Below are 18,707 nucleotides of genomic sequence, written 5' to 3'. Positions count from 1 at the left end.
GTCGGACAGGTTCGGAGCTTTTCATGGCACTCAGTCGGCGGGCCCTTCTCGCGGCGGCGGCCGGCACCGCCCTGGCGGGCTGCGCGCCCGGACCGGCCGCCCAGCCGCCGGCCGCCGCGCCGCCCGGCACGGCCGGTCCGACCCCGACCCCGACGCCCACCCTCACGCCTTCACCCACCCCCACGCCTTCACCCACCCCGACCCCCACGCCCACCCCCACACCCACCCCCACGCCCACCCCGACCACTCCTGACACCCCGGCCGCCGTGCCCGACGCGGCCCTCCCCACCCGCGCCGTCGTCGCCGCCCGCTACGCCGACGCCGTCCCCACCGCCTGGGGCCTCGACGTCCCCGGAGTGCTCACCACCCTCCCCGAGGCCGCCGCCCCCGCCATCGCCCTCACCTTCGACGCCTGCGGCGGCTCCGGCGGCTCCGGTTACGACGCCGCCCTCGTCGACACCCTCCGCGCCCACGACGTCCCCGCCACCCTCTTCCTCAACGCCCGCTGGATCGACGCCAACCCCGCCGTCTTCGACGACCTCGCCGCCGACCCCCTGTTCGAGATCGCCAACCACGGCACCACCCACCGCCCCCTCTCCGTCGTCGGCCGCTCCGCCTACGGCATCGCCGGCACCCGCGACCCCGCCGGGGTCCACGACGAGATCGCCGGCAACCTGGCGAAGCTCACCGCCCTCCTCGGCCACCCGCCCCGCTTCTTCCGCTCGGGCACCGCCCACTACGACGACGTCGCCACCCTGATCGCCGCCGACCTCGGCCAGCGGATCGCCGGATTCAGCACCAACGCCGACGGCGGCGCCACCCTCCCCGCCACCCAGGTCCAGCGGGAACTGGCCGGCGCCGCGCCGGGCGACATCGTCATCGCCCACATGAACCGGCCCGCCTCCGGCACGGCCCGCGGCGTCGCCGCCGCCCTCCCCGCCCTGCTGGCCGCGGGCCGCACCTTCACCCGTCTCTCCGACGCCTTCCGCTGACGCCGGTCCGCGCACCGCCGGCCAGGGCCGGGGAGGCCGCCGTGGACACCGGCAGCGCCGCCGCCACCCGGAACCCGGGGCCGTACGGAGCCGCGCTCAGCAGCCCGCCGTACAGGGCCACCCGCTCGCGCAGCCCGAGCAGCCCGTGCCCGGTCGACAGCTCGCGCTTCCCGTCCGGCGGGCGCCCGGCGCCGTCGTCCACCACCTCGATGAGCAGTGCCTGGTCCCAGGTGATCCGCACGACGGCGCTGGTTCCGGGACCGGCGTGCTTGGTGATGTTGGTGGCGGCCTCCTGCACCAGCCGGTACGCGGTCTGGCTGACGCTGTCGTCGATCCGCAGCGGCGTTCCCCTGGTCTCCAGCGAGATCAGGACGCCGGCCTCACGGATGTCCGCGAGCAGCCGGTCCAGGTCGCCCAGGCCGTGGGTGTACCCCTCCTCGACCGGCGTCTCCGAGGTGCGCAGCAGGCGCAGCATGTGCCGCAGCTCGGCCATGGTGGACCGCCCCAGGTTCTCGATCTGCCCGAACGCCTCGCCGCGTGCCGGATCCTCGAACGCCGTGACCTTCGCGGTTTCGGCCCGCATGACCATGACGGCCACCGCGTTGGCGACGATGTCGTGCAGCTCCCGCGCGATCCGCAGCCGCTCCTGGGTGACCCGTCGGCGCGACTCGGCGATCTCCTGCCGGTGGCGTTCGGCGGCCTCCTCGGCGGACCGGCTGATCAGGGCGAAGCCCCAGACCACCAGCGTCACCGGGATGTAGAAGGCGAGGTTGGCGACCAGCACGGCGACGGCGACGGAGCTCGGGCGCGTCACGATGCTGTAGCCGAGCCCCAGCCCCAGGGGGACGAAGGTGAGCGCCAGGGCCGTCACCGCGAGGGCACGTCTGCACTGTGCGGCGACGGTGTAGAGGGCGATCATCAGGCCGAAGCACGGCACGTAGTCGAGGGAACCGGCCAGCGACAGCGCGCCGGAGAGGGTGGAGATCACCCACACGGCGGCGAAGACCGCCACCGGCCGGAGCCGTCGCAGCAGCAGCGCGACGACCTCGCCCAGGGCGAGCAGGGCCATCAACAGGAGCTGGTCCCCGGGCGTCCCGGGAGTGATCGCGCTGCCGAAGTAGAACAGCTCGGGGATGACGGCCGCGAGCGCCAGTGCGACGTCCTGCCAGCCGATGGGCCGCCCGTTCGCTTCGCCCCGGGCGTCTTGGGACAGGTGCTGCAGTGTCGCGGTGGTCATCGCGGTCGCTCCATGGTCCGGTCAGGCCGCTGCATCGGAGGGATACGCGCTCTTCCACTCCGCGTCCCGGCAAATGGGACTGGAACAACAGAGGCCCCAGCCGAACGCCTTGACGTCGGAGTGGACGAAGGCAGCGGTCGCGGGGCCGAGCCACCAGGTGTCCGGCGCGCCGGGCCCCTTCCTCTTCGGACGCACCACCCGCAGGCCGAGCTCGGCGTAGGCCGCCCACAGGTCGCCGTGATGGCGGATCAGCAGTGCGGCGATCCCGGCCGGCGTGGAGGTCACGACAGGGACCTCGAACCGCGTCGGCCGGACCAGGGTCAGCACCGCCCCTGCCGTGCGGACCCCCTCTCCGTCGAGCGCCGCCAGGCCGATGCCCCCGGCCAGGATCGTGTCGGCGGTGTCATCGGCTCCGGGCGCCGGGGAGATCCGCACGAGGTAGCGCTGCCAGGGACTGGACAGCTCCTCGGGCGGGTCCGGGACCAGGACGGTCGCCGCACTGGTCATGAAGCCGTACGCCAGCAGGCGGCCGAGCACCCCGCCGGGTTCCCAGAAGTGCGCGGTGACGACCAGATCGGGCGAGCCGCTCACGGTTTCCTTACTCATTGTTACTCTCCGTAGTTACTTTGGCCCCGCTTCGGTCTCCGGAGGCCTGTTCCCACCCTCCCTCCGCCGTTGTCCCAGGAGCATGAGCCCCCGGCCCCACCTCTGCCCCGACCTGTGGGCTTCCCGCCGGGGCCGCGCTGTGCGTGACCGGCCGTCATGACATTTCTCAGGGGTCGCCGCTGAGGAATCTCATGACCCTCGGTGAGTAGTCGCACTTCTGTCACCCCGGCGCCGCTGGAAGGCTGAACCGCATGACCGAGCGCCTCCCCGCCCTCCGCCTCCTGCTGGCCGACGACGAGCCCGTCCGCCGGGCCGCCCTGGCCGCCCTGCTGGCCCTGGAGGAGGGCCTGACCGTCGTCGCCGAGGCCGACTCCGCCCCGGCCGCACTGGCCCTGGCCGCGCACCGTCGCCCCGACGTCGCCGTCCTCGCGCTGCGCTCGCCCGGCCTCGACGGCTCACCGCTGCCGGCCTGCCCGACCGTGATCATGACGACCCACGACCGCCCGGGCGACCTCCGCCGCGCCCTGCGCGCCGGCGCCGGGGCCTTCCTGCCCCGCAGCGTCTCCGCCGCCGACCTCGCCCACGCCGTCCGCACCGTCCACGGCGGCCGCCGCTACATCCACCCGGACACCCTGGCCCCGGACACCACGGTCCTGACCGCCGAGGAACTCGACGTCCTCGACCTCACCGCCGCCGGCGCCCCCGTCCCCCTCCCGGCGGAGGCCGCCCGCCGCCACCTCACCTCGGCCACCACCAAACTCGGCGCCGCCCACCCGTCGGCCGCCCTCCGGCGGGCCCACCGCCACGGGTGGATCTGAGGGTCCTCAGCCGGAGCGCTCCCGCGCCTCGGCACGGAGCCGGGTGCGGGTGCGCATCAGGATCCGGCCGAGCATGTTCTTCCCGGTCCCGGTCCTGCCGCGACCCCAGTAGTGGTCGGTGCCGGTGTCCTCGACGATCTCCTCGTCGGCGGTGGACAGCAGGATGCCGCGGATGTCCGCGTGCGCTTGGAACTTGGCCGCCACGGCGCGGCGCATGACGTCGTCCTTGACGCGCTCCCAGTCCCGCCGCAGCGGCCTGGAGGGGTCGCGGCCCAGCTCGGCGGCGCGCAGCGGTGTGCCGGCCCGGCGGATGAGGTCGGCGTGACGGGTGCCGGGGAACTTCTGGGCCTGGAAGTAGTGTTCCGAGGTCGGCCACAGGTGCCCGTCGAGCTCCAGGTCGTGCGCGGAGAAGTTGGAGAAGCAGCCGTAGGGGACTTCGTCCGCGCCGTAGAAGTAGATCGTCATCCAGGCCTCGTCGCAGTAGCGGGGTTCGCGCGGGGTTCGCACGATCCCAGGCGCCGGGCCGCGTCCGCAACCGGTTTCCCCGGCTCACCGCGCCGCCCGCAGGGGGAGCGGATCGCGCAGCCTGGCCACGTGCCGCCGGTACGCCCGCGCCTCGGCGGTGACGCCGTCGACGGCGGCGAGGCGGTCGGGGAACATCACCCCTCCCGCGTGCAGCCGGGCGTGCCCCCCGAACCGGTTGCCGTGCAGCCGGCCGACCACCGGCCGGCCCCGGTCGACCTGGAACCAGGCCTCGCGGCGGTTGCCGAACAGCACGACGCTCTCACGGAGATCCCGTACGTCGGTGTACACCTCGAAGTCCCAGTCGCCCGGAGCCCCCGCCGAGCCGTGGTTCGCGCGTAGGCGGTGCAGGAACCGGGGCAGGCCGACCGGGGTGCCGAACGGGATCACCGCGTCGGCGGAGGGCTCTCCGGCGACGAAGTGGAGACGGAACTCCACACCGAAGAGCCGCCCGCCGACCTTCCTCCTGATGTGGAGGGAGAAGGTGTCCGCGTCGTCGTGGCGGGAGCGGTGCTCCGGGCGGACACGGCGGCTCAGGTGGTCGAACGACAGCGTCTCCCGGTCGGCCGCCAGACCGGGGATCCGTTCGACCGAGCCGTGCAGCAGATAGCGGCACATCAGGTCCACCGGATGCGTGTCGCGCGCGAGCCGCGTGAAGAACCCGTCGGAGAAGCCGTCCCGCAACGATGCCTCCGCCGCCTACCGCAGGACGGTGATGGCGGTCGCGAGGTGGCCGTCGTGGACGCGCCAGCGCCCTTCGAGGGTGGGCAGGGGCGTCGGGACGAGGATGGTCGCGGTGAAGGTGCCGTCGGTGCGGAGGGTGATGTCGGCCTCGGAGAAGTCGAGGAAACGGTGGGTGAGCGGGAACCAGGTCTTGTAGACGGACTCCTTGGCGCTGAACAGGATGCGGTCCCAGGGGAGGCCGGGCTGCTCGGCGTCGAGGGCCGCGCTGCGCCGCTGCTCGGCCGGGAGGGCGATGGTGTCCAGGACGTCGTCGGGCAGGGGGAGGGCGGGTTCGGCGTCGATGCCGAGGGAGAGGACCGTGTCGGCCGGGGCCACGGCGGCGGCGCGGAAGCCGGCGCAGTGGGTGAGCGAGCCGACGACGCCCTCCGGCCAGCCCGGGGCGCCGCGCAGGCCGGGGAGCAGCGGCCGGTAGGGGACGCCGAGGCGGGTGAGGGCGCGGCGGGCGCAGTGCCGGACGGTGGTGAACTCGCGGCGGCGCGATTCGACGGCGCGGGTGATGACCGCCTCCTCCTCGGGCTCCAGGCGGGCCTCGGGCGGGTCGGAGTAGGCGGTCTCGACCACGACGGATTCGGGCAGGATTTCGTTGATCACTGTTCCCCCGGACAGGACGGACGACGGATGACACGAGCCATCCGGAGGATAGCGTGATGATCTGACGGATGATCCCCTGGTTGAACGATCGCCTACTCGAAGGCGGCGGCGGCCTCCCGCAACGCGCGGGCGACGACGGCGGGGTCCTCGGGCGCGGGGTCGCCGGGCAGATAGGTGACGGCGCGCAGCCCGCCGCTGTAGCGGAACGCGCGGTGGCGCTCGTACACCGGCCAGGAGACCGGGGACCTGCGGTCGACGCCGACGCTGATGCCCTGGAACGGGGCCATGCCGATGAGCTGGTGGACCGGGCCGAGCCGGCCGGTCTCCTCGCCGTCGACCAGGACGCGGAACTCCCAGCGCAGGCCGGCCACGGCGGTCGCCTCGACGGTGACCAGGTGGGCGCCGGGGGCGAGCGGTCCGGCGTCGGCCTCGAACAGCTCGCCGTACTGGTTGTAGGCGAGGTGCAGCCGGCCGTCCTCGACGTAGAGGCTGTAGCCGCCGCCCTGGTCGCCGTGCGAGACCAGGACGCCCGTGTCCCCGGCGCCGTGCCCGGCGAGTTCGACCTCGATGGCGAAGGAGCGGAAGGAGATCAGCCGCGAGGAGCGGTAGCGCTCCAGTTCGGGCGTGCCGGCGAGCAGCCGCAGCGGTCGGCGCAGCCTGGCGTCGTCGGGGTGGCGGCGGGCGAGGGCGCCGCCGCCGTCGCTGAGCGGGAAGACGCCGTTGCGCCAGGCGGCGGCCTCCCATGCGGCGGACAGCTCCTTGACCACGTCGGGGTGTTCGGCGGCCAGGTCGTGGATCTCGGTGGGGTCGGTGCGCAGGTCGTACAGCGCCCACTCGCCGTCGTCGTACGGGGTGCCGGGGCGGTGCAGGGTGACGAGCTTCCAGCCGTCGCGGTAGTAGCTGCGGTTTCCGGTCATCTCGCAGTACTGCTCGGGGTGGGTGGAGCCGGCGTCCGGGTCGCGCAGCACGGAGGCGAAGGTGAAGCCGTCCAGCGACTGCACGGCCTGTTCGCGCCGCCGCTCGGGCCGCTCCACGCCGGCGAGGTCGAGCAGGGTGGGCAGCAGGTCGGTGACGTACTGGTACTGGGTGCGCACGCCGGGGTCGCCCTCGGCGCGCGGGAGGCCGGCGGGCCAGGAGAGCACGAAGGGGACGCGCACGCCGCCCGCGTGGGTCTGGCCCTTGTAGAGGCGGAACGGGGTGTTGGAGGCCATGCCCCAGCCGCGCGGGTAGTGGACCAGCGAGCGCGGGCCGCCGATCAGCCCGATCTCCCGCTCGACGTCGGGGTTCCAGTCCTCGGGGAGGGCCGGGTGGTGGACGAAGCGGCTGAAGTAGCTGCGGGTGCCCTCGGCGCCGCCCTCGCCGGTGCCGCCGTTGTCGGAGGTGAACACCACGATGGTGTTGTCGAGTTCGCCGAGCGCTTCGAGGGTGCCGAGCAGCCGGCCGAGGTTCTGGTCGACGTTGTCGACCATGGCGGCGTAGACCTCCATGTAGCGGGCGTAGAGCTGCCGCCGGGCGGGGGTGAGGTCGCTCCAGGGGCCGACCTCGTGGCCGGATTCGGTGTTGCGCTCCGGCAGTTCGGTGCCGGGCGGGAAGTGGCCGGCGGCCAGCTGGCGGGCGAACCGGGCGGCGCGCAGCTCGTCCCAGCCGCCGTCGTAGCGGCCCCTGTGCCGGGCGAGGTCCTCGGGCTTGGCCTGCAACGGGCCGTGCACGGCGTTGTGGGCGAGGTAGAGGAAGAACGGCTTGTCGGTGTCGTGGGCGCGCAGCGCCTTCACCATGTCGATGGCGCGGTCGGTGATGTCGTCGGTGTAGTAGTAGTCGTCGGGGAGTTCGTCGAGGTCCAGCGGGCTGTTGTCGCGGACGAGTTGGTGCGGGTGGAAGAGGCTGGTGAGGCCTTCGAGGACGCCGTAGTACTGGTCGAAGCCCTTCTGCAGCGGCCAGTTGGCGCGGTCGTCGGCGGCGTTGGAGGCGGAGTCGCGGGTGAGGTGCCACTTGCCGACGGCGTAGGTGGCGTAGCCGGCGTCGTGCAGCAGCTCGGCGAGGGTGGGGATGTCGTCGGCGATCTCCATGCCGTAGCCGGGGAAGCCGGGGTCGGCGTTGGCGACGAAGGAGTAGCCGACCCGGTGCGGGTTGAGGCCGGTGAGCAGGGCGGCCCGGGCGGGGGAGCAGAGCGGCATGGTGTGGTAGTTGGCGAGCTTGACGCCGCGCTCGGCGAGGCCGTCCAGGGCCGGGGTGGGGATCTCGGCGCCGAACGGGCCGATGTCGCTGTAGCCGAGGTCGTCGACCAGGACGACGACGACGTTGGGCGCGCCCTCGCGCGGGCGGACCCGCTGCGGCCAGGCGGGCGTGGACTCGCGGAAGGTGCGGCCGACGGTGCCGGGGAAGCCGGCGTAGGGGTCGCGGTACGGCGCCGCGTCGGGGGCGGCGGCGGGGGTGTCGGGGGCGTCGGTCATGCGGTGCTCCGGGTGGTGAGGACGGCGGTCCGGGCGTCCGGGTCCGTGCCGTCCGGGTTCGTGGCGTCCGGGCGCGGCGTTCCCAGGCGCGGGACGGCGGCCAACAGCTGCTTGGTGTAGGGGTGTTCGGGTGCGGTGACGACCCGGTCGGCCGGTCCGGTCTCGACGATCCGGCCGTGGTGCATGACGGCGATCCGGTGGCTCACCTGGCGGACCACCGCGAGGTCGTGGGCGATGAACAGCAGGGCGAGGCCGAGTTCGCGCTGGAGGCGGGCGAGCAGGTCGAGGACCTGGGCCTGGACCGAGACGTCCAGCGCGGAGACCGGCTCGTCGCAGATCAGCACGCTCGGCTCGGGGGCCAACGCCCGGGCGATGCCGATGCGTTGGCGCTGGCCCCCGGAGAAGGCGCGCGGGTGCCGGTCGGCGCTGTCGGGGTCGAGGCCGACCTGCTCCAGCAGTTCGGCGACCCGCCGGGCGCGCGCGGGCCGGTCGCCCAGGCCGTGGGCGATCAGCGGTTCGGCGATGATCTGCCCGGCGGTCATCCGGGGGTTGAGCGAGGCGTACGGGTCCTGGAAGACCAGCTGCACCTCGCGCCGCGCGGCCCGCTCGCCGCCCCGCCCGAACTCCTCTCCCCGGAAGCGGATCCCGCCGCCGCTCGGGGAGTGCACCTGGACCAGCGCGCGGGCCAGTGTGGACTTCCCGGAGCCGGACTCGCCGACCAGGCCGAGGGTCTCGCCGGGGTGCAGCGCCAGGTCGACGCCGTCCAGCGCGGTGACCGTGCGCCGCCGCGAGCCGTAGGTCTTGCGCAGGCCGGTGACGGTGAGCAGCGGCTCGGCCCCCGGCGCGCTGTTGGCGGCGGCCTCCGAGGGCGCCTCCAGACGCGGGACGGCGGCCAGCAACTGCTTGGTGTACGGGTGCCGCGGGGCGGTGAGGACGTCGGCGGTGTCGCCGGACTCGACCACCTTCCCGTGCCGCATGACCAGCAGCCGGCGGCAGGTCTGCGCGATCACCCCGAGGTCGTGGCTGATCACCACGAGCGCGGTGCCGGTCTCCCGGTTGATCCGGGTGAGCAGGCGCAGGATCTGCTGCTGGACGGTCGGGTCGAGGGCGGTGGTGGGTTCGTCGGCGACCAGCACCTCGGCGTCGTTGGCGAGCGCGAGGGCGATCATGACGCGCTGGCGCTGGCCGCCGGAGAACTGGTGCGGGTGGTCGCGCAGCCGGCCGGCGGCGTCGGGGATGCCGACCAGGTCGAGCAACTCGACGGCGCGGGCGGCACGTTGCCGCTTGTCGGGGCGGGTGCCGTGGGCGCGCAGGGCCTCGTCGAGCTGCTTGCCGACGGTGAGGACCGGGTTGAGCGAGGACATCGGGTCCTGGAAGACCATGGCGATCCGCCGGCCGCGCACGGCGCGCAGGGCGTGTTCGGGCAGGGCGGCGAGGTCCTGGCCGGACAGCTCCACCGAGCCGCCGGTGATCCGGCCGCCGGCGGGGAGCATGTGCAGCAGGGCGAGCGCGGTGGTGGACTTGCCGGAGCCGGACTCGCCGACCAGGCCCAGGGTGTCCCCGGCGGCGAGGTCGAAGCCGACGCCGTCCACGGCGGTGGTGGCGTCGAACGCCACGGTGAGGTCGGTGACCCGCAGGACGGTGCGGTCGTCGCGGGGCGGCGGGCTGGTCATCGGCGGATCCCCCGGTTCAGGGCCTCGGCGATCAGCGTGAAGCCGAGCACCAGCGCGGTGGTCGCGGCCAGCGGGGCGGCCGCGAAGGTCGGGTGGGTGGCGAGGTAGGAGACGGACTGGCTGAGGATCGAGCCGAGGGTCGGCTCCGGTGGGCGCACCCCGAGTCCGAGGAAGCTCATCGCGCCCTCGATGAACACGCCGACCGACAGCGCCACCGCCGTCTGCACGATCAGCGGGTCGACGGCGTTCGGCAGCACGTGCCGCAGCAGCACCCGGGCCCGGGAGGCGCCGCCGACCCGGGCGGCCAGTGCGTACTCGCGCTCCCGCTGGACCAGGATTCCGGAGCGCAACTGGCGCCCGAACAGCGGTACTTCGGCGATCGCGATGACGATGAACACCGGCCAGCGGCCCGGCCCGAGCACGGCCGTGACGGCCAGCGCCAGGATCAGCCCGGGGAACGCGAGCACCAGGTCGAAGACCCGCTGGACGGCGGTGTCGGCCCAGCGGTGGGTGGCCGCCAGCAGGGCGAGCGAGCAGCCGACGAGCGCACCGACGGGAACGGCTCCGAAGGTCAGCGCCAGGTCGGTGGTGATGCCGTGCAGGACCCGGCTGAGCAGGTCCCGCCCGAGGTCGTCGGTGCCGAGCGGGTGCTCGGCGCTCGGCCCGGCGAGCGCCAGCGGTCCCTGGGCGTTGGGGTCGAGGTCGGTGAGCAGCGGGGCCAGCAGTCCGGCCAGGGCCACGGTGCCGACCAGGGCGAGCCCGGTCAGGCCGCGGACGGTGAGCAGCCCGGCGAGGTACCGGTTGCGGACGGCGGCGCGCGCGGGGCGCGCCGGGGCGGGGGCGGTCAGGGCGGTCATCGGTTACTCCCACCGGATCCGGGGGTCGAGCCAGACGTACACGAGGTCGGTGAGCAGTTGGACGGCGACGTAGCCGGCGACGATCAGCAGCAGCAGGGCCTGCACCACGGGGTAGTCGCGGCGCAGCACGCCCTGCTCGACGAGCTGGCCGAGGCCGGGCCAGGCGAAGATCCGCTCGACCAGCACCGCCCCGGCGACCAGGTGGCCGATCTGCAGGCCGAGCACGGTGACGGCGGAGGGCAGCGCGTTGGGCAGGGCGTGCCGCCAGACGATCCGGCGGCGGGAGACGCCGACGGCGGTGGCGGTGCGCACGTAGTCCTCGGCGAGCGCCCGCTGGATGCCGTCGGTGAGGTAGCGGGCGAGCACGGCGGCGCTGGGCAGGGCGAGGCAGACGGCGGGCAGCAGCAGGTACTGCAGTGCGAGGTCGGGGGCGTCGAGCAGGGACTCGTGGCCGCCGGCGGGCAGCAGTCCGAGGGTGACCGCGAACAGCAGCACCAGCAGTACGCCGGTGACGAACGGCGGTACGGCCAGGACGGCGGTGGTGAAGGCGCGGACGGCGGCGGCGACCGGTCGGCGCTTCGCGGTGGCGCCGAGCACGCCGAGCGGCAGGGCCAGCGCGACGACCAGCAGCAGGGCGGCGGCGGTCAGTTGGAGGGTGGCGCCGAGGCCGTCGCCGATCAGGTCGGCGACCTGGCCGCCGATCGAGTAGCTGGGCCCGAGGTCGCCGGTGAGCAGGTCGCCGAGCCAGCGCAGGTACTGGGACAGCAGCGGTTCGTCGAGGCCGAGCCGGGCGCGGATCGCGGCGACGGCCTGCGGTCCGGCGTCGGGGCCGGCCAGCGTGGTGGCGGGGTCGCCCGGGATCAGGCGCAGGATGAGGAAGACCAGGAAGGAGGCGAGGAGGAGGACGAGCAGCCCGGAGGGCAGTCGCTTGAGGAGGAAGCTTCGCATCGGGTTCGGGCCGTCCGCTCAGGCCGTGAGGTAGGCGTCGTCGAGGTTGAGGTAGCCGAACTTGTTGAGGGTGGCGCCGCGGACCTTGCCGCCGGCGACCTCGGTGAGGCCGGCGATGGCGAGGTCGATCACGAACTGCTCGTCCAGCAGGACGTCGGTGATCTGCCGGTAGAGCTCCTTGGCCTCGGGGCTGTCGCTGTCCGGCCGCTTCCAGGCGCGCTGCACGATGTCGGTGTAGGCGGGCGAGCCGAAGTGCGAGCTGTTCTTGGCCTCGTTGAACGGGTAGGCGCTCACCGCCAGGGTGGCGGGGTGGAGTTGGGCGAAGCCGTGGCTGAGCGTCCAGAGCGCGGGCATGGTCTGGGCGATCAGCTGCTTCTGCATGGTGGGCGAGTCGGTGGGCTGCAGCACGGTCTGGATGCCGACCTGCTGGAGGTCGTACTGGAGGATCTGCGCGATGGCGGTGTTGCCGGGGTCGTTGCTGTGCGCGAACGGCAGGCTGATCCCGGAGAGCCCGGCGTCCTTGAGCAACTGCCGGGCGCGGTCCGGGTCGTGGCGGTAGTGGGCGGAGGCGTCCGCGGCGAACGCGGGGGAGGACCTGGGCCAGGGCGTCGCGGAGACGGTGCCGTAACCGCCGAGCGCCTGCTGGACGAGGCGCTCGCGGTCGACGGCCCAGGCGATGGCCTGCCGGACCCGCTTGTCGTTGACGTGCTCGGCGGTGAGGTTGACGCCGATGTAGTGGGCGCCGGAGCCGGTGTCGTAGGGCGTGATGCGGAACTGCGGGTCGCTCTTCAGCGTGGCGACGTCCTTGCCGCGGACGCTGTAGGACAGGTGGGTCTGGCCGGTCCGCAGGGAGGAGAGCAGCGACTCGGACTGGGGGATCACCCGGATCTCGACGCCGTCCAGGTAGGGGCGGCCGGGGTTCCAGTAGGAGGCGTTGCGGGCGAAGGTGATCGAGCTGCCGGGCTTGCGCTCGGTGAAGGTGTAGGGGCCGGTGCCGACCAGCTTCGTCCCGGCGAAGGCCTCCTCGACGGTGGCGGAGTCCGGGATGATCATGAACTCGAAGAGGTCGAAGAGGTTGCTCACCGGGTGGGCGAGGACGAGGGTGAGCTCGAAGTCGCCGTTCTTGCGGAAGTCGGTGACGGCGGCGGCGGTCGAGCGCAACTGGGCGGAGCGGGCCGGGTTCTGGAGGTTCTTGACGGCGAAGACGACGTCGTCGGCGGTGAACCGGCGGCCGCTGTGGAAGGTCACGTCCTCGCGCAGCCTGAGGGTGACGGCGGTGCCGTCCGGGGCGACCTCCCAGGAGGTGGCGAGTTCGGGCTGCGGCTTCAGCTGGTCGTCGTAGCGGGTCAGGGTGTTGAAGACCAGGCGCTGGACGAGGGTGTTGGCGCTCTGCGCGAACAGCAGGGCGGGGGTGAAGTCGACGCCGGTGCCGACCGTGAGGACGCCGCCGCGACGCGGGCCCGCCGTGTCACCGGCGGCCCGGCCGGTGGCGGTGTCGGCGGCCGAGCGGCAGGCGGCCAGGGTCAGCAGGCCGGCGCCGGCGAGGCCGCCGCGGAGCAGCGCCCGGCGGGAGAGCGGGGAGGCGGTGGGGTTGCGGGTCACGAGTGGGGTCCTCTGCGGGAAGGGGCGTTGCGGGGTCGGTGATGTGGGAGGGGGCTCAGCCGGTCAGGGCGTGCACCGGGCGGGCGTACAGGGCGCCGAGCGCGGCCGATCCGGCGGCCACGGCGAGCACATCGGCGCCGCGCCGCTGGGCGACCACCAGTTCGGCGTCCCGCCGCAGCCGTGAGCGGCGCGCGAACTCGGTGCGCACCACGTCCAGATAGGCCGGGTCGAGCGCGGCGAAGTGCTCGGTCAGCACCAGCAGGTCGGGGTTGACGACATCGGCCAGCAGGGCCAGCGCCCGGCCGATGGTCTCCGCGCGCCGCCGCACCAGCCGGTCGGCCCCGGGGTGGCCGGCCCGGACGGCGGCCACCAGTTCGGCGCGGTCCGGCCGTTCGACGATCCCCTCGGCCGCCGCCGCCTCGAACAGCGTGGTGTCCGAGGCGGCGACCGCCAGACAGCCGGTCCGGCCGCAGTGGCAGAGCGCGTCGCTGTCCGGCACCGGCAGGTGGGCGACGTCCCCGGTCGGCGAGGCCGGGCCCACGTGCACGGTGCCGGCCACGGCCAGGGCCGCGTCCACCACATGGCCGACGAACAGGTGCACCATCGAGCGCCGGGCCGCCGGGTGGCCGAAGAGGATCTCCGCCTGGGCCAGCGCCCTGGCGTGGTTGTCCACCTGCACCGGCAGCCCGGTGGCCTCGGCCAGCAGCCCGCCGAGCGGCAGGTCCCGCCACTCCAGCGGATCATGACGGGAGATCAGTCCTCGCTCGCGGTCGACCGCGCCGCCGGTGACGGCGCCGAGGCCGACCACGGTGCGGCCGTCCGGTACGGCGTCGAGCAGCCCGGGCAGCCGCGCCAGCAGCGGCCGCAGCACGGCCGCTCCGGTGCGGCCCCGGTTGCTCAACTCCCGGCGGTGCAGGACGTTTCCGCGCGGGTCGAGGAAGGCGAAGGTGGTGAACGGCAGGCCGATGTGCAGTCCGGCCACCGCGATCCGTCCGGTGTCCACGTCCACCGGCAGCTGTGGCCGCCCGACCGCCCCGGCGCCGGGGGCGGCCAACTCGGGCCGCTCGCGCAGCAGTCCGAGCCGGACCAGGTCGACCACCTGGCGGGAGACGGCGGCCGGGCTCAGCCCGGTGAGCGCCGCCACCCGGCTGCGGGCCACCGGCCCGTGGTCCAGCACCGTCCGCAGGACGGCGGCGGCGTTGACGTCCCGCCGCCCGTCCCCGGTGCGGTGCGGCCGGGCGTTCGTGCTGGTGGTCTCGGTGAACATCGGCCGTCCTTCGCGGAGTTGTCGGGGATCAGCGCGCGGCGGTCTCGGCCTCCAGCTGCTCGGCGGGCACCAGCCCGGCCACCCGCGGCGGCTCGGTGGGCTCCAGCAGCCGGCTCGGGGCGCCGTCCACGCCCGCGGGCAGGTCGCCGTCCAGGGTGATCCGGCGGACCAGCCGCGGCTCGTCGCCGTAGTCGTTGACGGCGTAGTGCTGGGTGGCGCGGTTGTCCCAGAACGCGACGTCGCCGACCTGCCAGTCCCAGCGCACGGTGTTCTCCAGCCGCTCCACGTACCGCTGGAACAGCGCGATCAGCGCCTTGCTGTCGGCGCCCGAGACACCCTGGATCCGCTGGGCGAACGCGCCGAGCAGGAGGTTCTTCTCGCCGGTCACCGGGTGGACGCGGACCAGCGGGTGCTCGGTCTTGAACGCGGTGGAGACGAACACCCGGCGGAAGAGGTCGGCCACCTCGGCGTTGTCGGCGAGCTCCGGGCGCAGCGCGAGGCTCGCCGCGTAGTCGTAGTCGTTGGTGTGCACGGCGCGCAGCGACTCGGCCAGCACCTTCAGCGGCTGCGGCAGGTCCTGGTAGGCGGCGGCGGTGTTGGCCCACACCGTCGAGCCGCCGGCCGGCGGCAGCTCCAGGGCGCGCAGGATCGAGGCCTTCGGGTAGGACGGGACGAAGGTGACGTCGGTGTGCCAGTTGTTGGCACGCACGCCCTTGGTGGCGTCCAGCTCGAAGATGTAGCGGCCGTCGGCGCTCGGGACGGTGGGGTGCCCGACCGGCTGGCCGAACAGGCGGGCGAACGCCTCGTGTTCGGCGTCGTCGAGGTGCTGCTGACCGCGGAAGAACAGCACCTTGTGCTCGTACAGCGCGGCTTCGAGGGCGGCGACGGTCTCGGCGGGCAGGTCGCCGCCGAGGCGGACGTCGTGCACGATCGCGCCGATCCGGCCGGCGGCGGGCGTGAGGCGCAGGGCGGTGGTGGCTGCGGTGGCAGTGGACATGGCTGTTCCTCGACTCTGGTGAAGGGGAATGTGGAGGGGGAACGGGGAGACGCGCGAGGACGCCCCGGGCGGTGGACGCGGGCAGGGCGGAGCGGTGAAGGACGGCACACGGGTGCCGGGGAGAGGTGACGGCCGGGCGGCCGGGGTCAGCGGGCGAAGGCCCCGCGACAACAGAGACGGCAGCGCCGGCGGCGACAGCAGCGGTGGCGGGCCGGGGCGGTGCGGTGAACGGTGCTCATCGGCCCTCCTTCCGGGTCCGGGGTGCTGCGAGTGGGCTCGGCGCTCATCGTGCTGAAGCCCGTGCCTTCCTGTCAATCACCCGTTCTGCCTGGTGGGAAGGGGTGTTACGGGTGTGTGGCGCCGTGTTGCGGGGGATGGTCGGGCGGTGACGGGAAGGCTGCGGAGGCGTGTTCCCGCCTGTCGTGGGCGTGTCGGGACGACTAACTTTCGCAGCGGAAGAAACCCCGCCGTCGGCGGAAGGGCCCGCCCGGAGCGCGTCCGGGCGGGCCCTTCGGGGTGCGGCGCGGGCCCTCAGACTCCCATCAGGCGGGCGAAGTCCAGGCCGAGGCCGCCGAGCACCGGGAGCGCGCCGAGGTCGGTGATGGCGCCGACCGGGATGCTGTAGCCCTGGTTGACCTCCCGGGGCTCCGGCCCGGCGGACGCGGCGGCGGCCGGCCCGGCCATGGCGGTGGCGAGGACGGCTGCGAGGACGGCGGCGAGGGTGGCGGTGTGCCGGGTGAGGGTGCGCACGGGGGCCTCCGAGGGCGTGGGAGCGGGTGTCCTGCTGAACGCTCGGGGGAGTCGTGCGGTCACGTATCGTCCCTCCTTCGGCCGGTCGTCGAGACCGGCCCGGCCGGGCAGAGCATCCCGATCGGCGAGCCCGTCACCGCCTCCACCCTCGGCTGAACCGGCCCGCCCGCCCCCGCCGTGGCTGTCGGCGGGGGCGGGCAGAATCGGTTCCGCGGCGGCAGGGTGCCGACGGAGGGGCGGGCGGGCATGGCGAGGTATGTCACGGTGACGGCGGCGGTCACCATCGACGCGGCACGGCTGCGGACCTACCTCCGCTCACCCGTGGCCCCGGCCACCGCCCGGCCCCGGTCCGACTGGACCGGCCTCTGCACCCCCTGGCCCGACGCCGCCGTCCGCCGCCGCTACCTGGCCGAACTGCCCGCCGCCCTCGCGGAGTGCGACCGCTGGATCGAGGGCGACCACGCGGCCCTGCTGACCGCCCTCGGCGAGGACGACGCCCTCACCCTCCGCCACCACGAGCCCACCGGCTCCCTCACCGTCGACTTCGACACCCGCGTCGACTTCGAACTCCCCGGCATGATCTGGGCCCTCACCGCCCTACGAGGCCTCGCCGACACCATGGCGGCGGACGACACCGGCCTCGTCGAACTCACCACCGACTGGACCGCCGGAACCGCCCTCCTCCACCTGACCCCCGGCCACGCCACCTTCCTCGACCCCGCCCGGCACTCCACCACCCTCGCCCAGGCCCGCAACACCGCCTTCGACACCCGCTGCACCACCTCCGAGGCGGACGACAACGCCCCGGCCACCGAGACCATCGCCCGCCTCCTCACCACCCCCTGACCGGCCCCGGGTCCGCAGTACACCCCACCGGCGCCGCTCCTCGGCCACGACCCGCGAGCCCCACGACGGACAGCAGAACCCCGGTGGCCCCCCGCCACACCCGCAACGCCACCCCCTGAACGGCCACCCGGCACACAGCAGACCCCACCGGTGCCACCGTTGCCCCAGCCTGCGGCGCCGCCGGCAACGCTCATTGCGTTGCCGAAGACACGGCGGAGCCGGTGCTGGGCTTGGCACGGCGGGGCGGAGTGCCGGCGTACCGGCTGCTCCCCGCTTCCCGGCCTGACAGGGTGCTCGGGGTGGGGCTCCGTTTCTTGCAGGCTGGCGGTGGATCGGAGCCGGCGTGCGGGCGTAGCGTCCCGGGGACAGGTCGGTGTGAGGTGGAGGTCGGGGTCCGTGGGGTCCGGTGGCAGGGGTGTGAACGGCGGGGTCTCCTTCTGGTGGAATCGGCTCGGGCTGCCCGAGCCCCGGGCGGCGTTGCCCGGGCACCGGGACGTCGACGTCTGCGTGGTCGGCGGCGGCTACACCGGCCTCTGGACGGCGTACTACCTCAAGCAGGCCGAGCCCGCGCTGCGGATCGCCGTGCTGGAGCAGCGGTTCTGCGGCTTCGGCGCCTCCGGGCGCAACGGCGGCTGGCTCTACAACGGCTTCGCCGGGCGCGGTGCCTTCGCCCGCCGCTACGGCCGGGCCGGGGCCGCCGCGATGCAGCGGGTGATGGACGCGGCGGTCGGCGAGGTGGCCGACACCCTGGACGCCGAGGGCATCGACGCCGACGTGGTGCGCGGCGGCGTGCTGGAGGTCGCCCGCACGCCCGCGCAGCTCGCCCGCCTGCGCGAATTCGCCGAGACCGAACGCGCCTACGGCCCCGACCGCGTCCACGAACTCGGTGCCGCCGAGACCGCCGGGCGGCTGCGCGTCGCCGGCGCCCTCGGCGGCGTCTGGAGCCCGTACGGCGCCCGCGTCCAGCCGGCCAAGCTCGCCGCCGGCCTCGCGGACGCCGTCGAACGGCTGGGCGTCGAGGTGTACGAGCGCACGCCGGTGACCGGGATCCGCGGCGGCCGTACGCCCCGGGCGGTCACCCCGCACGGCACCGTCACCGCCCGCTATGTGCTGCGCGCCACCGAGGGCTTCACCTCCGGCCTCGCGGGCGAGCGCCGCACCTGGCTGCCGATGAACTCGGCGATGATCGCCACCGAGCCGCTCCCGGCCGCCTTCTGGGCCGAGACCGGCTGGGACGGCCGCGAGGTGCTCGGCGACTTCGCCCACGCCTACATGTACGCCCAGCGCACCGCCGACGACCGGATCGCCCTCGGCGGGCGCGGCGTCCCGTACCGCTTCGGCTCCCGGACGGACGTCGACGGGGCCACCCAGCCCGCGACCGTCCGCCAACTCCGCGAGATCCTGCACGCGTTCTTCCCGGCCGCCCGCTCGGCGCGGATCGAGCACGCCTGGGCGGGGGTGCTCGGCGTGCCCCGCGACTGGTGCGCCACCGTCGACCTCGACCGCCGCACCGGCCTCGGCTGGGCGGGCGGCTACGTCGGCAGCGGGGTGACCACCGCCAACCTGGCCGGCCGCACCCTGCGCGACCTCGTGCTCGGGTACGACACCGAGCTCACCCGCCTGCCCTGGGTCGGCCACACCGTCCGCCGCTGGGAGCCCGAACCCCTCCGCTGGCTCGGCGTCCACGCCCTCTACGCGGCCTACCACGCCGCCGACCGCCAGGAGTCCACCCGACGCCGCCCCACCACCTCCCCCCTCGCCCGCCTCGCCGACACCGTCGCCGGCCGCTAGCCCGGGCCCGGGGCGC

Annotated in this window: 17 protein-coding genes; 4 read left to right on the top strand and 13 right to left on the bottom strand. The window is 74.4% G+C overall.

Annotated features, from left to right (window positions below):
• Nucleotides 1-23: 23 nt before the first annotated feature.
• Nucleotides 24-992, top strand: coding sequence for a polysaccharide deacetylase family protein (locus ACFZBX_RS14875; RefSeq protein WP_391534143.1), 969 nt, complete (start codon nt 24-26; stop codon nt 990-992).
• On the opposite strand, the gene ACFZBX_RS14870 is transcribed toward ACFZBX_RS14875, so the two are convergent.
• Together ACFZBX_RS14870 and ACFZBX_RS14865 are read right to left on the bottom strand one after the other, a co-directional pair.
• Nucleotides 964-2,229 carry a sensor histidine kinase gene (locus ACFZBX_RS14870; RefSeq protein WP_391534141.1) on the bottom strand — a complete coding sequence of 422 codons (1,266 nt, stop codon included), beginning with the start codon at nt 2,227-2,229 and terminating at the stop codon, nt 964-966. The genes ACFZBX_RS14875 and ACFZBX_RS14870 overlap by 29 nt on opposite strands.
• Nucleotides 2,230-2,250: 21 nt before the next feature.
• Nucleotides 2,251-2,835, bottom strand: coding sequence for a hypothetical protein (locus ACFZBX_RS14865; RefSeq protein WP_391534139.1), 585 nt, complete (start codon nt 2,833-2,835; stop codon nt 2,251-2,253).
• A gap of 251 nt (nt 2,836-3,086) precedes the next feature.
• Here ACFZBX_RS14865 and ACFZBX_RS14860 point away from each other — a divergent pair, with 251 nt between their 5' ends.
• Nucleotides 3,087-3,653, top strand: coding sequence for a response regulator transcription factor (locus ACFZBX_RS14860; RefSeq protein ID WP_391534137.1), 567 nt, complete (start codon nt 3,087-3,089; stop codon nt 3,651-3,653).
• A 6-nt stretch (nt 3,654-3,659) separates the two neighbouring features.
• Here the strand turns inward: ACFZBX_RS14860 and ACFZBX_RS14855 are convergent, their stop codons facing one another.
• The 11 genes from ACFZBX_RS14855 to ACFZBX_RS14805 all read right to left on the bottom strand — a co-directional run bounded on the left by ACFZBX_RS14855 (nt 3,660) and on the right by ACFZBX_RS14805 (nt 16,054).
• Nucleotides 3,660-4,160: an NADAR family protein gene (locus tag ACFZBX_RS14855; protein ID WP_391534135.1), complete on the bottom strand. Its 501-nt coding sequence runs from the start codon at nt 4,158-4,160 to the stop codon at nt 3,660-3,662.
• A gap of 42 nt (nt 4,161-4,202) precedes the next feature.
• Nucleotides 4,203-4,859: a hypothetical protein gene (locus ACFZBX_RS14850; RefSeq protein ID WP_391534134.1), complete on the bottom strand. Its 657-nt coding sequence runs from the start codon at nt 4,857-4,859 to the stop codon at nt 4,203-4,205.
• 15 nt (nt 4,860-4,874) lie between these two features.
• Nucleotides 4,875-5,510, bottom strand: coding sequence for a 4'-phosphopantetheinyl transferase (locus ACFZBX_RS14845; protein WP_391534132.1), 636 nt, complete (start codon nt 5,508-5,510; stop codon nt 4,875-4,877).
• A 92-nt stretch (nt 5,511-5,602) separates the two neighbouring features.
• Nucleotides 5,603-7,960 (bottom strand): arylsulfatase, encoded by a 2,358-nt coding sequence (locus tag ACFZBX_RS14840; RefSeq protein ID WP_391534131.1) that lies wholly within the window; start codon nt 7,958-7,960, stop codon nt 5,603-5,605.
• Nucleotides 7,957-9,633: an ABC transporter ATP-binding protein gene (locus tag ACFZBX_RS14835; protein ID WP_391534130.1), complete on the bottom strand. Its 1,677-nt coding sequence runs from the start codon at nt 9,631-9,633 to the stop codon at nt 7,957-7,959. The genes ACFZBX_RS14840 and ACFZBX_RS14835 overlap by 4 nt, the downstream gene beginning before the upstream one ends.
• Nucleotides 9,630-10,490: an ABC transporter permease gene (locus ACFZBX_RS14830; protein WP_391534128.1), complete on the bottom strand. Its 861-nt coding sequence runs from the start codon at nt 10,488-10,490 to the stop codon at nt 9,630-9,632. Before ACFZBX_RS14830 ends, ACFZBX_RS14835 begins: the two co-directional genes overlap by 4 nt.
• 3 nt (nt 10,491-10,493) lie before the next feature.
• Nucleotides 10,494-11,438, bottom strand: a complete 945-nt coding sequence (locus tag ACFZBX_RS14825) for an ABC transporter permease (protein ID WP_391534127.1) — start codon at nt 11,436-11,438, stop codon at nt 10,494-10,496.
• Nucleotides 11,439-11,456: 18 nt separating this feature from the next.
• The gene (locus ACFZBX_RS14820; protein ID WP_391534126.1) at nt 11,457-13,040 is read right to left on the bottom strand and encodes an ABC transporter substrate-binding protein; all 1,584 of its coding nucleotides are present in this window, start codon (nt 13,038-13,040) and stop codon (nt 11,457-11,459) included.
• A gap of 55 nt (nt 13,041-13,095) precedes the next feature.
• Nucleotides 13,096-14,307: an ROK family protein gene (locus ACFZBX_RS14815; protein ID WP_391534125.1), complete on the bottom strand. Its 1,212-nt coding sequence runs from the start codon at nt 14,305-14,307 to the stop codon at nt 13,096-13,098.
• A gap of 28 nt (nt 14,308-14,335) precedes the next feature.
• The gene (locus tag ACFZBX_RS14810) at nt 14,336-15,304 is read right to left on the bottom strand and encodes a TauD/TfdA dioxygenase family protein (protein ID WP_391534123.1); all 969 of its coding nucleotides are present in this window, start codon (nt 15,302-15,304) and stop codon (nt 14,336-14,338) included.
• A 531-nt stretch (nt 15,305-15,835) separates the two neighbouring features.
• Nucleotides 15,836-16,054, bottom strand: a complete 219-nt coding sequence (locus ACFZBX_RS14805) for a hypothetical protein (protein ID WP_391534121.1) — start codon at nt 16,052-16,054, stop codon at nt 15,836-15,838.
• A 246-nt stretch (nt 16,055-16,300) separates the two neighbouring features.
• On the opposite strand from ACFZBX_RS14805, the gene ACFZBX_RS14800 reads away from it, so the two are divergent.
• Nucleotides 16,301-16,900: a hypothetical protein gene (locus tag ACFZBX_RS14800; protein ID WP_391534120.1), complete on the top strand. Its 600-nt coding sequence runs from the start codon at nt 16,301-16,303 to the stop codon at nt 16,898-16,900.
• A gap of 417 nt (nt 16,901-17,317) precedes the next feature.
• On the top strand, nt 17,318-18,691 hold the full coding sequence (locus ACFZBX_RS14795; protein ID WP_391534119.1) for an NAD(P)/FAD-dependent oxidoreductase: 1,374 nt from the start codon (nt 17,318-17,320) through the stop codon (nt 18,689-18,691).
• Nucleotides 18,692-18,707 lie beyond the last annotated feature (16 nt).

Source organism: Kitasatospora sp. NPDC008115, from assembly GCF_042957205.1.
Lineage (GTDB): Bacteria > Actinomycetota > Actinomycetes > Streptomycetales > Streptomycetaceae > Kitasatospora.
The sequence above is the reverse complement of the archived record's forward strand: the minus strand, read 5'-3'. Positions and strand labels throughout refer to the sequence as shown.